Here is a 13,262-nt window from a genome sequence, read left to right as displayed (position 1 = left end):
ATTTCGCTGCCGTGTCTCCGCCCCTCCGGGCGGGTAGTTCCCCCGGGTACGAGCCCAGCCGGAGAGGAAGTGCCACCGTCCGCGGACGCCGCGAGGGGGACCCATGACCGAGTTCATGACGGAGACGGAACAGCGCCCCACGGGGGCACCGCAGGTCACCGAGGTGCTGGAGACACCTCAGCGGCGACGGCCCGCCCGGGAGGGCGGGCCGGGCCCGGCCGACGGGCACGAGGCCACGGTGATCCTGGACCGGGCCCGGTCGTCCGTCGACCCCGAGCTGCGCGCGGCCGTCGAGTCGCTGCCCGCCTCGATGCGCCGGATCGCGCTTCACCACTTCGGGTGGGAGCACGCGGACGGCACCCCGGCGGCGGGCAGCGCGGGCAAGGCGATAAGGCCCGCGCTCGTCCTCGCCGCGGCCGCCGCGCTGGGCGGACCGGGGGCGCGGTCGGCGGCCGTGCGGGCGGCCGCGGCGGTGGAGCTGGTGCACAACTTCACGCTGCTGCACGACGACGTCATGGACCGGGACACCTCCCGCAGGCACCGGCCCACGGCGTGGACCGTGTTCGGCGACGCCGACGCGATACTCGCCGGGAACGCCCTCCAGGCGCTGGCGTTCAGGCTGCTCGCCGAGGATCCGCACCCGGCCTCCGGCGCGGCCGCCGCACGGCTCGCCGACTGCGTCGTCGAACTGTGCGCGGGCCAGCACGCGGACACGGCCCTGGAGAAGCGCGGCCCCGCCGAGGTCACCCTCGACGAGGTGCTCGCCATGGCCGAGGCCAAGACCGGCGCGCTCCTCGGGTGCGCCTGTGCCCTCGGCGCGCTGTACGCGGGCGCCGACGAGGCCGACGTGGCGGCACTGGACGCGTTCGGCCGCCAGGCCGGACTCGCCTTCCAGCTGATCGACGACGTCATCGGCATATGGGGTGACCCGAGCCGCACCGGCAAGCCGGCCGGTGCGGACCTCGCCGCCCGCAAGAAGTCGCTGCCGGTGGTCGCGGCGCTCGCCTCCGGCACCCCGGCGGCGGCCGAACTCGCCGAGCTGTACGCACTGCCCTACGACGAGAAGGACCTGGAACGCACCACGCTGGCCGTGGAGCGGGCGGGCGGCCGTGACTGGGCGCAGGCCCAGGCGGCCGACCGGATGGGCCGGGCGATGCAGGAGCTGGCCCGCGCGGTTCCCGACCCGGAGTCGGCGGGCGGCCTGCTCGCCCTGGCCGAGTTCGTGACGCGGCGCAGCACCTGAGGCCGACGCCCGTCGGCCCCCACAGACCCCGGAGCCTCCGGGACCGCGCGGTTCCTGACCCCGCCCGGCCGCCGTCGGCGGCTCCGGCCCGGCGGGTCCCGCACATCCCCACGGTGTGCGGGGCCCGCCCCTCACTCGCGGGTACTCGCGGGCCCGGTTCGCTCCGGGGCGCGTCCCCGCGGCTCACTCGCGGGATGCCACCGACAGGCCCTAGGCTCAACGGCCGGACGGACAAGGCGGGTTGAGGCGAAGGGGCCGCACGTGGACGTGGCGATCCGGACGGCGGGCGAGGACGACCGCGAGCCGGTGGTCCGGCTGCTGGACGCGGCCTTCCAGGACGATCCGGTCAGTGGCTGGATCTTCCCGGGCACGGAGTACCGCCGGGCGACGCATCCGCGCCTGATGGCCGAGTTCACCGGGGTCGTGCTCGACGAGGGCCGGATCGACGTCACCGAGGACGGCTCGGCCTGCGCGCTGTGGCTGTCCGTGCCCGAGGACGACCACCCCGACGACAACCACCCCGACGACGGCCACCCTGACGACGAGGCCGCGGCCCGGCTCCAGGAGGCAGTCGATCCGGACAACGAACGCCTTGCGCTGATCACCCGGCTGACCGCCGGAATGCACCCGCGCGGCCGCGCCCACGAATACCTCTGGATGATCGCTGTGGCACCGGACCGCCAAGGCCGGGGGATGGGCACCGCGCTTGTCCGGTCCGTCCTCGACCGCTGCGACCGCGAGGCCCGCCCGGCCTATCTGGAGGCGAGCAACGCCCGCAGCCGCGGACTGTACGAGCGCCTCGGCTTCGTCACCCGCGAGCCTCTCGACCTCCCGGACGGCCCACGGATGTGGCCGATGTGGCGGGAGCCGCGCGGCTGAGCCGGCGGGCTACTCCGCGGGGACGATCCTCGCCACCATCCGCTCGACCAGCCCGTCGGGGACGTCCACCCCGGGCAGTACGCCGTCCAGGACGCCCGGCAGCGTCAGGTGCTCCAGGAGCAGGCCGAGCATCGCGAGATAGAGCACGGCGACGGTCTCGTCGCCGCCGGGCAGGCCGGCCTGCCGGTGGAACTCCATGCCGTACTCGAGTTCGCCGCGCGCCGACGTGGTGAAGGAGTCGCGGAGCGGTGGGCGCCGGGTGGCCTCCAGCCGCATTTCCAGCAGCGCCAGATAGCCCGTGCGGTCCCGGGTCACGCGTCGCATGAGGTCGCGCATCAGGGCCGTCACCAGCGCGCGGTCCTTGGGTGCCCGCATCAGACCGGTGAGCACCTCGGGGTCCGGTGCGAGCCGGGTGTGCAGCCGGGTGTCGATCTGGCGGAGCAGGTCGTCGCGCCCGGTGAAGTAGTTCGAGGCGGTGCCCACCGGCACGCCGGCCCTGGCATCCACTGCGCGGAAGGTCAGCCCGCGCGCCCCTTCGCTCGCGAGCACCTCGATCCCGGCGTCCACCAGGGCGGCCCGCCGCTCGGGATTTCCGGCCATGCGGAGTCCTCTCTCCCACTTGTTCCGGCTTCAGGAAAGGTCCTTGCGACCACTACAAGTGAAGTACTACAACTGGAGTGGTCACTGCAGCGCAGCCTACGAAAAGAGACCCGCTTGCGAAAGCTCACCTACTTTGTCGCCTGCTCCATCGACGGCTTCATCGGGGATCCGGGCGGCGACGCCTCGTCCATGTTCACCTTCCTGGACGAGGAGTTCCTCGGCTACCTGACCTCGGCATATCCCGAGACCATCGCGGCCCAGGCCCGGCAGCCGCTCGGCGTCGAGAATGCCGAGAACAGACACTTCGACACCATGATCCAGGGCCGCGGAAGCTACCAGCTCGCCCTCGACATCGGCGTCACCAGCCCCTACGGGCATCTGCGCCAGTACGTCGCCTCCCGCAGCCTCGGCACCTCGCCCGACCCCGCCGTGACACTGATCGACGGTGATCTGGTCGCCGCCGTCCGTGAGTTGAAGGCCGAGGACAGCGAACTCGGCATCTGGCTCTGCGGTGGCTCCCGGCTCGCCGGCGAACTGGTCGACGAGATCGACGAACTCGTCATCAAGACCTACCCGCAGGTCTACGGCTCCGGCATGCCGATGTTCGGCAGCGGCTTCGCCGTCACCGACTTCGTCCTGGAGTCGGTGCGCACGTTCGGGAACGGGGTGCTCGTACGGACGTACGGCAGGAAGCGCTGACCTCCCGTCCGCCCTACCCTGAGGACATGGACAGCGAAGAACACGTCTGTCCCGTCTGCGGACAGCCCGTCGAAACCGTCGTCAAGCGGCACAAGACGCTGGGCGCCTGGGTCCCGCGGTGGGTCCCCGGCCCGTGTCACAACCCCAAGTGCCCGGCCGCCGCGGAGCACGCCACCCGACAGGAACAGCAGCCCGAGGGGTCCGCCGCGAAAAAGTCCTGAGCCCGTGTCGAGAGTCCCGGACCGGCTCCGACGCCCCCTCCGCGAGAGTCGCCCACGCGGGGCGGCCGGAGCCGAAGGAGGCCGGGACGAGCCCGCGAAGACCCGGCTGAGGCCGTAGCGTGGCCGCATGCCGAAACTGCCGTACATCCTCCACATCACCGAACGCTCCCTCTGGGACGCGGCCCGCGACCGCGGCACCTACGAGATCGCGACCCGCGGCCGCACGCTCCAGGAGGTGGGCTTCATCCACTTCTCCACCCGCGACCAGCTCCCGCGCGTGGCCGCGTTCCTGTACGGCTCCTACGACAGCCCGGACGACCTGGTGGTCCTGGTCGTGGACCCCGTGAAGGTCGGCGTACCGGTGAAGTACGAGGCGATGGAGCCGGGCGGCGAGGAGTTCCCGCACGTGTACGGGCCCGTCCCGGTGGATGCCGTGGTGGATGTGGAGCCCTGGGGGTGACGGGGCAGGGGGGAAGCCGCCGTCGGGCGTGGCGGTGGGCCGTCGTGGTGTGGGCGGTGGCCGTCGGCGTCGGGGGAGGACTCACGCTCTGGCTCCAGGACTCGACGGAGCCGCGGGGGCCGTACAGCTGGCAGGAGAACCACGACTCGCCGGCGCCGCTGTTCGGGCAGGACGTGGACGACAGCGGGTGCCCGCCGTCAGCCACGCCCCGGTCCGACGCGCCGGTGCTGATCGTCTGCGCGCACTCGGCTATGCGTCGCTGACCGCTACGCGTCGCTGTTCGCTATGCGTCGCTGACCGCCGACGACGGGAGCGCGCCCGTCTCCGGATCGCGCCCGGTCAGGCAGTACGTGCCGCCCGCCGGGTCGCGCATCACCGTCCAGTGGGTGCCACGGGCGACGAGGACGGCCCCGAGCCGCTCGTGACGGGCCCGGACCGCCTCCAGGTCCGTACAGGCGACGTCGAGGTGTGCGGCGGCGGGCCGCTCGTCGCCCAGCCGTTGCAGCAGGACACGGACCGGAAGGCCGGGCGGCGGCTTGAGCACCCGGAACTCCGGCAGCGAGCCGGACAGCAGGTCCCAGCCGGTCAGCCCGGCCCAGAAGGCGGCCTCGGCCTCGTACGCGGACGGTGCGATGTCGAGGCACACCTGGTCCAGCCGGCTGCCCGCCACCACCGGCGGCCGCACCGACTCCCCGTGCCACGGCACCGCACAGAACAACTGCCCGGCGGGCGACCGCAGTACGGCCCACCCCTCGTGCTCGGCGGCCACCTGCGCGCCCGACTCCCGGGCCGACTTCACGAACTCCGGCACGTCCTCGACCGAGAAGTCGAGATGTGCGCCGCCCTCGCCGGAGACGACTCCCTGGACCTTCACACAGGCGTCGGTGCCGGATTCCGGCACGAGCGTCACGAACTCGTCCCGGTCACCCCGGAGTTCGGAGAGACGGGTGTGGGTGACAGCCGTCCAGAACGCGCGGGCCTCGGCGAGGCGTGCGGTGGGGCGGTCGACGAAGGCGTAGGTCCAGCGGATCGTCATGGGTTGATCGTAGGCACGGCGGCTCCGCGCATCACCTGCCCGGTCACTTGTCCGCGCGCTCCATGAACCGCAGCATGTTTCCCGCCGGGTCCCGGAACGCGCAGTCCCGCGCCCCGTACGGCTGGTCCATCGGCTCCTGGAGCACATCCGCACCGGACGCCTCGACCCGGGCGAACAGGGCGTCGCAGTCGGCTGTGGTGAAGATGACCCCGCGCAGCATGCCCTTGGCGAGCAGCTCGGCCATCGCCTGCCGGTCGGCGGGGGAAGCGTCCGGGTTGGCGCCGGGCGGCTCCAGCACGATCTCCACGTCCGGCTGGAGCGGTGAGCCGACGGTGACCCACCGCATGCCCTCGAAGCCCACGTCGTTGCGGACTTCCAGGCCGAGCACGTCGACGTAGAAGGCGAGGGCCTTGTCGTGGTCGTCGACGGCGATGAAGCACTGCTTGAGTTTCACGTCCATGGGCTCACGCTAGGCCGGTTGCCCGGGCCGCGCCCGCTCAACTCATGGACCGGTCGGAGGGGGCGTTTCGACGGGGGTGGCGAGCCGACGCGGCGGGGCGACGCGGCGGGGCGGCGTGGAGGGTCGTGGTCTGGATGCCGGAGCAGGCGGCAAGGGCCTGGACGGGGGGTCAGTAGGGCCGACGACGCGGACGGGTGAAGGTGCGGGCCACACAGGACGGGATCACGGCGCTCTCCTCGTGCGACCGGGCCCGGTACGAGCTCGGCGTCTCGCCGACCAGCTCCGTGAAGCGGGAGCTGAAGGAGCCGAGCGAGGTACAGCCGACGGCGAGGCAGACCTCCGTGACGGTGAGGTCGCCGCGGCGCAGCAGGGTCTTGGCGCGCTCGATACGGCGGGTCATCAGATAGCTGTAGGGCGTCTCGCCGTACGCCTCGCGGAAGCTGCGCTGGAAGTGGCCCGGGGACATCAGCGCGGTGCGCGCGAGCTCGGCGATGTCGAGTGCCTCGGCGTACTCGCGGTCCATGCGGTCGCGGGCCCGCCGCAGCCGTACCAGGTCCTCAAGGTTCACCCCTTCAGCTTCGCACAGGGCCGCACACCGGCGTGCCCGGCTTCGACGGACCCTTCGCCTCCAGTTCGCCCGGCATTGGCCGGGGCCTGCCGCGAGCGGGGAACGGTCGGAGCATGGACCACATCACGTTCCTGGTGGCGGTCGTCATCGTCACGGCCCCGACCGACGTCGGCACGGCCGCCTGAGCGACGGGGGGTCGCCATGCACTTGGACTGGTCCGCACTCGGCCAGGTCACCGCGGTGAGCATCGGCGTCACCGTCGCCGTGGTCGTCGTCTTCGCCCTCGGCCTCGCCCGCTTCGACGGCGCCCGCGAGGACTCCGGCGGCACCTCCGCCCTCGGCCTCGCCCAGGCGGGGCTGTGCTTCCTCGGCTGCGCGGCGGTGGTGGCGTACGGGATCTGTCTGATCATGCCGCAGTTTCACTGAGGCGGGCGAAGAGGCGGGCGAAGAGGCGGGCGGAGGGGACGAGAGGAAACCCCTGGTGACTTCCCCGGGCATGGTGCCCGCCGAGCCACCGGCAGGAGCAATCGTCAAGCCCTGTGGACCGGTTGGTCTCAGTTTCGTTCGGGTGCGTTGATCGCGACGAGTTCGACCTCGAAGCCGTCGTCGTTCTCCAGGTAGGCGGCGTAGTGCTGTCCGCCGCCGGCGTATGGATGCCGCTCGGGGAACATCAGTTTCCAGCCGTGCCGAGCGGCGTCGGCAGCCAGCTTCTCGACCGTGGTGGCGTCTTCGACGTGGAAGGCGAGGTGGTTCAGTCCTGGGCGGCAGCGGTCGTGCCGTTCGGCAGTGAGGGCCGGGGACTGCTCGATGACCAGGTAGGTCGGCCCGAGCCGCCAACTGCGGCCACCGTCCCAGCTCTGGTGGACGGCGTAACCCAGCGCCTGAAGCAGCCAGCCGAGCGAGGCGAGTGCGCGGTGGAGGCTGGGCACCCACAGCTCGACGTGATGCAGCGTGCCGTGTGTGGGTTGGCTCATCGGAGGAGGATCCCTTCGGCCGCTGTCTTCACGCTGCGGATCCACGGCTGTCTGTGGCCGGGTGAAGAAGACCGTACCCGGACCGTCAGGGACGCCGTGTTCGGCGGCCTGCGAGCCGGGTGTCGGCGACCTGCGGGGATCTGTTCTGCGGGGCGCTGACCTGGCCTTTTGGTGATTACCGGCGATGGGGTGCGACGGTTTTGAGCGGGTGTCTTGCGGACTGTGTGCGGACTGCTGCCGGGTCGGCGTCATCTCCGTGATCACGGACTCTCGCTCTGGTGACGGATACGGAGCCCCGAGATTGTCATCAACCTGTCAGTCGGCGGCGGAGCCGCCAGGGGTGACCAGGCCCGTCTCGTAAGCGAGGACGACGGCCTGGGCGCGGTCGCGGAGGGTGAGCTTGGCGAAGATCCGGGCGACGTGGGTCTTCACGGTGGCCTCGCTGAGGGTGAGGGCGTCGGCGAGTTCGATGTTCGACAGGCCTCGGCCCATCAGGGCCAGCACCTCACGTTCACGGGGGGTCAGCGCAGCCAGGTCGCGGTGGATCGAGACTGTGCGGGCCGCGGCCGGCGCAGTGGCGGGGCGGCGCGTCGGGTCGACCTGGTCGGCCTCGTGGGTGGTCGCATAGCGCTCGACCAGACGGCGGGTGATCGAGGGGGCGAGCAGCGCGTCGCCCGTGTTCACGAGCCGCACGGCTGCGGCGAGGTGGGCGGCGGTGACGTCCTTGAGCAGGAAGCCGCTCGCCCCGGCGGCGAGCGCCGCGTAGACGTAGCGGTCGAGGTCGAACGTGGTGAGCATGAGGACCCGGCAGTGCGGGAGTAGCCGCAGGACGCGCTTGGCGGCTTCCAGGCCGTCCAGGTTGGGCATCCGGATATCCATCAGGAGGACGTCCGGGCGCAGCCGTTCGGCTTCTGCGACGGCCTGTACGCCATCTGCGGCCTCGCCGATGACCTCGATGCCGCGCGAGGTGAGGATGAGGCGGAAGCCGGTTCGGATGAGCTCCTCGTCGTCGGCGATGAGGACTCTCGGGACGACGGTTTCCCTGCTCGGGTTCGGTCCCGGCTCCTGGGTGTTCGGGATCCGGTCCGGGGCGTGGGGGATGCGGCGGTCGGCGGCGGGCTGGGTCACGGGCGCTCCAGAGGGATGCGTGCGCGGACACGGTACCCACCGCCGACGCGGCGCCGGGCGTCGAAGTGGCCTCCGTAGACGGCGACGCGCTCGCGCAGACCAATCAGTCCGCGCCCCGTTCCGTCGTCCCGGCGCTCGCGGCCACCGGAGCCGGCTCCCGTGCTCGCGGGGCCGGCGGACAGCACGCTCGGTCCGCTGTTGAGCACCTCGACCCGCAGACCGTGGTCGGCATAGCGCACCGTCACGGTCGCCGTGCCGCCGTCGCCGTACTTGAGCGCGTTGGTCAGCGCCTCCTGCACGATCCGGTAGGCGGTGACGTCGATGCCGGGCGGCAGCGGGCGCGGTTCCCCGGAGATACGCACCTCGACCGGGAGGCCGGCAAAGGCGATCCGGTCGACCAGGACGCCCAGTTGACTCAGGCTCGGCTGGGGGGCGAGTGCAGAGGGGCCGCCCTCGCCGGCGCGTTCGCTCCGGTCGTCGTCGCCGTCCGGCGACGGTGCCAACAGGCCCAGCAGGTGCCGCAGTTCTGTCATCGCGTCGCGTCCGGCACCCTCCACGGCCTGCAGCGCGGTCTCCGCCGCGTCCGGCAGGGTGGCGAGCACCTCACGGGCTGCGGTCGCCTGTACGACCATCAGGCTGACCTTGTGGCTGACGATGTCGTGCAACTCCCGGGCAATGCGGGAACGTTCGGCGGCCACCGCCGTGCGGGCGGCGGCCTCCCGCTCGCGTTCCAGCAGCCAGCGCCGGTCCTCCAGGATCTTGCGGTAGCGGCGGTGAGCGCGCGCCAGCAACAGGGTGGCGCCCCCGGTCACCGCCAGGCTCACGGTCGTGAGGGCGATGAGCAGCCAGCCCGTCTCCGATCTCCACACGTCGTCCATCGTGCCAGCCGGCCGAGGAGCGAGCGTCCCTCTCCGGGTCCACCTCGTACATCGCCAGGATGACCGCCGCCGCGGGATACCTCCGGGGGCTGACGCTCGGGGCTGCCCACGCCGCCTACCGTCCCTGTCATGACCACCGAAGACATCAACGGCACGACTGCGCAGCCCAGTACGGCCGCCGTGCGCGAGCAGGACGTCGTCCGGGTGACCGGCCTGCGCAAGGAGTACGGCGACACCGTCGCCCTGAACGGAGTGTCGCTGGAGATCGGCGCCGGGGAGGCGGTGGCGGTGATGGGGCCGTCCGGCTGCGGCAAGTCCACCCTGCTCAACATGATCGCCGGCCTTGACCGGCCGAGCGCCGGCCGGGTGCACGTGCACGGCGAGGACCTGGGCACGATGAACGAGACCGGGCTGGCGCTCTTCCGGCGCCGCCGGATAGGCATGATCTTCCAGTTCTTCAACCTCATCGACGACCTGCCCACGATCGACAACGTCGCCCTGGCCGCCCAACTCACCGGAACGCCCACCCGTCAGGCCCGGCGCCGGGCACTGGAGCTGCTGGACGAACTCGGCATCGCCGACCGCAGGAACGTCTACCCCGCCGCGCTCAGCGGCGGCGAACGCCAGCGCGCGGCGGTGGCCCGCGCGCTGATGAACCGCCCCGCGCTGCTGCTCGCGGACGAACCCACCGGCGCGCTGGACAGCCACGCGGGCGAGCAGGTGATGGACCTGCTCATCGACCTCAACGAACTGGGCCAGACCCTGCTGCTGGTGACGCACGATCAGACGCTGGCCACGCGCTGCGCCGGCCGTCTGGTGATGATGGCGGACGGCCGGATCACCGGCGAGCGGACCCTGGAGCGGTCGACATGAGCGCGGTGTGGCGGGTCTCCCGTGCGGCCGTGCGCCGCCGCTGGCTGCAGACTGCCGTGATCGGGGCAGTGGTCCTCGTCTCCTCCATGGCCCTGGTGGTCGCCCTCGGGCTGCTGGACGTCGCGTCCGGGCCGTTCGACCGGATCTTCGGCCAGGCCCATGGCGCGCACGTCGTCGCCACGTTCGACGCGACGAAGGTCTCCGGCCCCCGGCTGGCACGGACCGCGCACCGACCGGGCGTGCGGGCCTCGGCCGGACCGTTCCCGGAAGCGGTGGTCGACCTGCCGCAGAGCGCGGTCGCCGAGCTGCCCGGGATGGGGCCCGGCTCGCTGACCGTGGTGGGCCGGGCGGACCCCGGCGGCACGGTCGACCGGCTGGACCTGTTCGCCGGGCACTGGGCCACCGGCCCCGGCCAGCTCGTCCTGGCGCTTCCGGACGCGCCCGGGATGGGCGAGGGACCGCACTCCCCGATCGGCAAGCGGGTCCGGCTGCCCGGGCTGGCGCCGCTGACCGTCGTCGGACTCGCGTCCAGCGTGAGCGGGACCGCGCAGGCATGGGTCTCCCCGCGGCAGATCACGGCCCTGCACCCCACGACGTACCAGATGCTGTACCGGTTCGACCGGGCCTCGACAGCCCGGCAGATCACGGCGGACACCGCGGCGGTGAGCGCCGGCCTGCCGTCCGGATCGCTGGTCGCCCACCAGTCGTATCTGACATTGAAGGCGCAGGTCGCGGCCGAGCCCGACACCTTCGTGCCGTTCCTCATGGCCTTCGGGATCCTCGGCCTGTTGGTGGCCGTTCTGATCGTGGGCAATGTGGTGAGCGGTGCGGTTGTGTCCGGCTTCCGGCACATCGGGGTGCTCAAGTCCGTGGGATTCACGCCCACTCAGGTCGTCGCGGTCTATCTGGTGATGGCCTGCGTCCCCGCGACGGCGGGCGCGGCGATCGGCACGGCCCTGGGCGCCGTGGCGGCCCGGCCGCTGCTGCACCAGGTCTTCCAGGGCGCTGACCTCGGCACGGTGGGCGTCGCGCCGGCGATCGGCTCCTGGGTGTACGCGACCACCGTGCTCGGCATGCCCGCGGTGGTGGTGCTGGCCGCGCTGGTTCCGGCGCTGCGCGCGCACCGGCTCTCCGCGGCACGGGCGCTCAGCGCGGGCGGTGCGCCCGGTGGCGGACGTCGGCCGGCGGTGCAGCGGTGGCTGAGCGGGGTGCGGCTGCCGCGCTTGGTGACGCTGGGCCTGGGCCTGCCCTTCGCGCGGCCCGGACGTGCGCTGCTCACCGTTTCCGCGGTCCTGCTCGGGGTGGCGACGGTGACCTTCGCCACCGGCCTGTCGGCCACCATGGTCTCCTACGGCGTCGCGGTCGAGGGCACCGGCAGGACGCAGGTGGTCGTCTGGCGCGGGGAGGCCAGGTTCGGTCAGACCGTCCCGCACCACGGCGACAACGGGACACAGGCGCTGCTGCGCTCGGTGCCGCACGCGGCGGACGTGTCCGCCATGGGTTTCGCCGACGTGCGGATGCTCGGCCAGAGCAACAACGTGTCGATGGAGGGCGCGCGCGGGGGGCGGTCCGCTCTCCAGGACGACCTGGCCAGGGGCCGGTGGACACGGAAGCCCGGCGAGGTGGTGGCCTCCGGCAGGTTCCTGGCCAAGCACGGTCTGCGCGTCGGTGACTCGTTCACGCTGAGCGCGGCGGGCGGTCGGCGGGAGCGCGTGACCCTGGTCGGGGAGGTCATGGCCGGGCCGGCGGACTGGCTGCGCGCGGACTGGACGACGATGACCGCCCTGGCACCGGACGCGCAGGCCAACCAGTACTGGGTGCGGCTCACCCCAGGAGCCGATGTCAGCGCCTATATGAGGGCGGTTCGAGCCGCCGATCCCGGGCTCTACCCGGCCGAGCAGACCTCGGTCAACGCCGGGGCGGTGACGGTGATCAGTTCCGCGTCCGCGCTGACCCTGATGCTGACGGTGGTTGCCGCGATGGGCGTGTTCAACACGGTCGTGCTCGGTGCCCGGGAGCGGCGACGTGACCTGGGAATGCTGAAGTCGATCGGCATGACGCCACGGCAGGTCACGGTGATGCTGGTGGCGTCCATGGCCGGGCTCGGTCTGGTCGGCGGGATCTTGGGGCTGCCGCTGGGAGTCGCGGCCTACCGTGTGGTGATCCCCTTGACCGAGCACAGCGCCCATCTCACCTTCCCGGCACGGATGCTGGACGTGTGGCACCCCGGGACCCTGGTGTTGCCGGCGCTGGCCGGGGTGGCGATCGCCGCACTGGGGGCGGTGCTGCCGGCGCGTGCGGCGGCCCGGCAGACCATCGCCCGCGTCCTGCACACCGAGTGACGGCCGCGCCGCGTGGGAGGCGGTCCTCGGCAAGGGTCCTGGCTGTGCGGCGATCGCCGGCACGACCTGCCCGAGGCGAACAGAGACCGGCACGACCTGCCCGAGGCGAACAGAGATGGGACGTCGCTGCCCCGGGCGCCTGCTCGGTGGGGGTGCGCGGTGCGGTGAGGTCGCCCGACTTCAGGCGGCGCTCGCCGGATCAGGCCCCCGCATGGGCGAGCTGCTCGGCCTCAAGGTGTCGGACGTCGACTTCAAGGCCGGCACCATCCGCGTCGAGCGGCAGTGCCTCCAGTCCGGGAAGATCGGCCCGCCGAAGACCGCCAAGTCCCGGCGTACGGTCCCGGTCGGCGAGGTCGTCACCGACGCACTCCTCGAACACCTCGCCGCACGCCCCTCCAAGGAGTGGCTGTTCACCATGGAGGAGGGCGAGCCTCTCAACTACCGCCGCTGGAAGGCGGAGTGGAACTGTGCACGCAGGGCGCTCCGAATTGCGGAGAACGAGGCAGCCGGGCGCGAGGCTCGCAAGCCCGTCGAGCTGCCGCACATGGTGACCCACGACCTGGGCCGCTTCTTCGCCTCTGCCCTCATCGCCGGCGGGGCGAGCGTCAAGCAGGTCCAGCTCGTTCTCGGCCACGTATCCGCTGTCATCACGCTGCGGATCTACGCCCACCTGTGGCCGGGCGAACAAGACCGCACCCGGACCGTCAGGGCGCCGCGTTCGGCGGCCTGTGGGCCGGGTGCGGGCAGGGAGACGCTGCACGTGAGGGCGTTGCAGGTCAGAGACCCTGATCGGAGATCAGGCCTTCTTGGTCTCCTGGTAACGGGCCGGGTCGGTGACCTGCGGAGATCTTTTCTGCGGGTCGCTGACCTGGTCTTTTGGCGATTGGTGGCGATGGGATGC

At 72.2% G+C, this 13,262-nt stretch carries 16 protein-coding genes and 1 pseudogene; 10 read left to right on the top strand and 7 right to left on the bottom strand.

Features of this window, described 5'->3' with window-relative positions; all coding sequences use genetic code 11:
* Positions 1-103: 103 nt before the first annotated feature.
* Both ACIPSA_RS07735 and ACIPSA_RS07730 read left to right on the top strand, forming a co-directional pair.
* Positions 104-1,243, top strand: coding sequence for a family 2 encapsulin nanocompartment cargo protein polyprenyl transferase (locus tag ACIPSA_RS07735; protein WP_402630069.1), 1,140 nt, complete (start codon positions 104-106; stop codon positions 1,241-1,243).
* 261 nt (positions 1,244-1,504) lie between these two features.
* The gene (locus ACIPSA_RS07730) at positions 1,505-2,122 is read left to right on the top strand and encodes a GNAT family N-acetyltransferase (protein WP_402630066.1); all 618 of its coding nucleotides are present in this window, start codon (positions 1,505-1,507) and stop codon (positions 2,120-2,122) included.
* A 9-nt stretch (positions 2,123-2,131) separates the two neighbouring features.
* On the opposite strand, the gene ACIPSA_RS07725 is transcribed toward ACIPSA_RS07730, so the two are convergent.
* Positions 2,132-2,722, bottom strand: a complete 591-nt coding sequence (locus ACIPSA_RS07725; RefSeq protein ID WP_402630063.1) for a TetR/AcrR family transcriptional regulator — start codon at positions 2,720-2,722, stop codon at positions 2,132-2,134.
* 114 nt (positions 2,723-2,836) lie between these two features.
* Between ACIPSA_RS07725 and ACIPSA_RS07720 the strand changes: the two genes are divergently transcribed.
* The 4 genes from ACIPSA_RS07720 to ACIPSA_RS07705 all read left to right on the top strand — a co-directional run bounded on the left by ACIPSA_RS07720 (position 2,837) and on the right by ACIPSA_RS07705 (position 4,365).
* Positions 2,837-3,421, top strand: a complete 585-nt coding sequence (locus ACIPSA_RS07720) for a dihydrofolate reductase family protein (RefSeq protein WP_402630060.1) — start codon at positions 2,837-2,839, stop codon at positions 3,419-3,421.
* 26 nt (positions 3,422-3,447) lie between these two features.
* Positions 3,448-3,642, top strand: coding sequence for a hypothetical protein (locus ACIPSA_RS07715; RefSeq protein ID WP_402630057.1), 195 nt, complete (start codon positions 3,448-3,450; stop codon positions 3,640-3,642).
* A gap of 127 nt (positions 3,643-3,769) precedes the next feature.
* Positions 3,770-4,102, top strand: coding sequence for a DUF952 domain-containing protein (locus ACIPSA_RS07710; protein WP_402630055.1), 333 nt, complete (start codon positions 3,770-3,772; stop codon positions 4,100-4,102).
* On the top strand, positions 4,099-4,365 hold the full coding sequence (locus ACIPSA_RS07705) for a hypothetical protein (protein ID WP_402630052.1): 267 nt from the start codon (positions 4,099-4,101) through the stop codon (positions 4,363-4,365). The genes ACIPSA_RS07710 and ACIPSA_RS07705 overlap by 4 nt, the downstream gene beginning before the upstream one ends.
* Before the next feature lie 20 nt (positions 4,366-4,385).
* Here ACIPSA_RS07705 and ACIPSA_RS07700 read toward each other — a convergent pair whose 3' ends face one another.
* The 3 genes from ACIPSA_RS07700 to ACIPSA_RS07690 form a co-directional block, all read right to left on the bottom strand.
* Positions 4,386-5,138: a VOC family protein gene (locus ACIPSA_RS07700; RefSeq protein WP_402630049.1), complete on the bottom strand. Its 753-nt coding sequence runs from the start codon at positions 5,136-5,138 to the stop codon at positions 4,386-4,388.
* 43 nt (positions 5,139-5,181) lie between these two features.
* Positions 5,182-5,598, bottom strand: coding sequence for a VOC family protein (locus ACIPSA_RS07695; protein ID WP_402630046.1), 417 nt, complete (start codon positions 5,596-5,598; stop codon positions 5,182-5,184).
* 169 nt (positions 5,599-5,767) lie between these two features.
* Positions 5,768-6,166, bottom strand: coding sequence for a helix-turn-helix transcriptional regulator (locus tag ACIPSA_RS07690; protein WP_402630043.1), 399 nt, complete (start codon positions 6,164-6,166; stop codon positions 5,768-5,770).
* 201 nt (positions 6,167-6,367) lie between these two features.
* Between ACIPSA_RS07690 and ACIPSA_RS07685 the strand changes: the two genes are divergently transcribed.
* On the top strand, positions 6,368-6,592 hold the full coding sequence (locus tag ACIPSA_RS07685) for a hypothetical protein (RefSeq protein WP_402630041.1): 225 nt from the start codon (positions 6,368-6,370) through the stop codon (positions 6,590-6,592).
* Positions 6,593-6,720: 128 nt separating this feature from the next.
* Here ACIPSA_RS07685 and ACIPSA_RS07680 read toward each other — a convergent pair whose 3' ends face one another.
* The 3 genes from ACIPSA_RS07680 to ACIPSA_RS07670 form a co-directional block, all read right to left on the bottom strand.
* Positions 6,721-7,140, bottom strand: coding sequence for a VOC family protein (locus ACIPSA_RS07680; protein ID WP_402630039.1), 420 nt, complete (start codon positions 7,138-7,140; stop codon positions 6,721-6,723).
* Between the two features lie 315 nt (positions 7,141-7,455).
* On the bottom strand, positions 7,456-8,220 hold the full coding sequence (locus tag ACIPSA_RS07675) for a response regulator (protein WP_402631681.1): 765 nt from the start codon (positions 8,218-8,220) through the stop codon (positions 7,456-7,458).
* A gap of 44 nt (positions 8,221-8,264) precedes the next feature.
* Positions 8,265-9,146: a sensor histidine kinase gene (locus tag ACIPSA_RS07670; RefSeq protein ID WP_402630036.1), complete on the bottom strand. Its 882-nt coding sequence runs from the start codon at positions 9,144-9,146 to the stop codon at positions 8,265-8,267.
* Between the two features lie 129 nt (positions 9,147-9,275).
* Here ACIPSA_RS07670 and ACIPSA_RS07665 point away from each other — a divergent pair, with 129 nt between their 5' ends.
* The 3 genes and pseudogenes from ACIPSA_RS07665 to ACIPSA_RS07655 form a co-directional block, all read left to right on the top strand.
* Positions 9,276-10,019, top strand: a complete 744-nt coding sequence (locus ACIPSA_RS07665; RefSeq protein ID WP_402630033.1) for an ABC transporter ATP-binding protein — start codon at positions 9,276-9,278, stop codon at positions 10,017-10,019.
* A complete protein-coding gene (locus tag ACIPSA_RS07660) occupies positions 10,016-12,361 on the top strand; it encodes an FtsX-like permease family protein (protein WP_402630030.1) in 2,346 nt (781 codons plus the stop codon). Before ACIPSA_RS07665 ends, ACIPSA_RS07660 begins: the two co-directional genes overlap by 4 nt.
* Positions 12,362-12,551: 190 nt before the next feature.
* Positions 12,552-13,150: pseudogene (locus ACIPSA_RS07655) on the top strand (site-specific integrase); the annotation flags it as partial.
* Between the last annotated feature and the right edge of the window lie 112 nt (positions 13,151-13,262).

The organism is Streptomyces sp. NPDC086549 (assembly GCF_044746205.1).
Lineage (GTDB): Bacteria > Actinomycetota > Actinomycetes > Streptomycetales > Streptomycetaceae > Streptomyces.
This window is presented reverse-complemented; position numbering and strand designations above follow the sequence as displayed.

Excerpts from the sequence above, each read along its gene's own strand:
- ACIPSA_RS07735 (WP_402630069.1), top strand. The coding sequence starts at position 104 with ATGACCGAGTTCATGACGGAGACGGAACAGCGCCCCACGGGGGCACCG.
- ACIPSA_RS07725 (WP_402630063.1), bottom strand. The coding sequence starts at position 2,722 with ATGGCCGGAAATCCCGAGCGGCGGGCCGCCCTGGTGGACGCCGGGATC.
- ACIPSA_RS07715 (WP_402630057.1), top strand. The coding sequence starts at position 3,448 with ATGGACAGCGAAGAACACGTCTGTCCCGTCTGCGGACAGCCCGTCGAA.
- ACIPSA_RS07710 (WP_402630055.1), top strand. The coding sequence starts at position 3,770 with ATGCCGAAACTGCCGTACATCCTCCACATCACCGAACGCTCCCTCTGG.
- ACIPSA_RS07700 (WP_402630049.1), bottom strand. The coding sequence starts at position 5,138 with ATGACGATCCGCTGGACCTACGCCTTCGTCGACCGCCCCACCGCACGC.
- ACIPSA_RS07695 (WP_402630046.1), bottom strand. The coding sequence starts at position 5,598 with ATGGACGTGAAACTCAAGCAGTGCTTCATCGCCGTCGACGACCACGAC.
- ACIPSA_RS07685 (WP_402630041.1), top strand. The coding sequence starts at position 6,368 with ATGCACTTGGACTGGTCCGCACTCGGCCAGGTCACCGCGGTGAGCATC.
- ACIPSA_RS07680 (WP_402630039.1), bottom strand. The coding sequence starts at position 7,140 with ATGAGCCAACCCACACACGGCACGCTGCATCACGTCGAGCTGTGGGTG.
- ACIPSA_RS07670 (WP_402630036.1), bottom strand. The coding sequence starts at position 9,146 with ATGGACGACGTGTGGAGATCGGAGACGGGCTGGCTGCTCATCGCCCTC.
- ACIPSA_RS07665 (WP_402630033.1), top strand. The coding sequence starts at position 9,276 with ATGACCACCGAAGACATCAACGGCACGACTGCGCAGCCCAGTACGGCC.
- ACIPSA_RS07660 (WP_402630030.1), top strand. The coding sequence starts at position 10,016 with ATGAGCGCGGTGTGGCGGGTCTCCCGTGCGGCCGTGCGCCGCCGCTGG.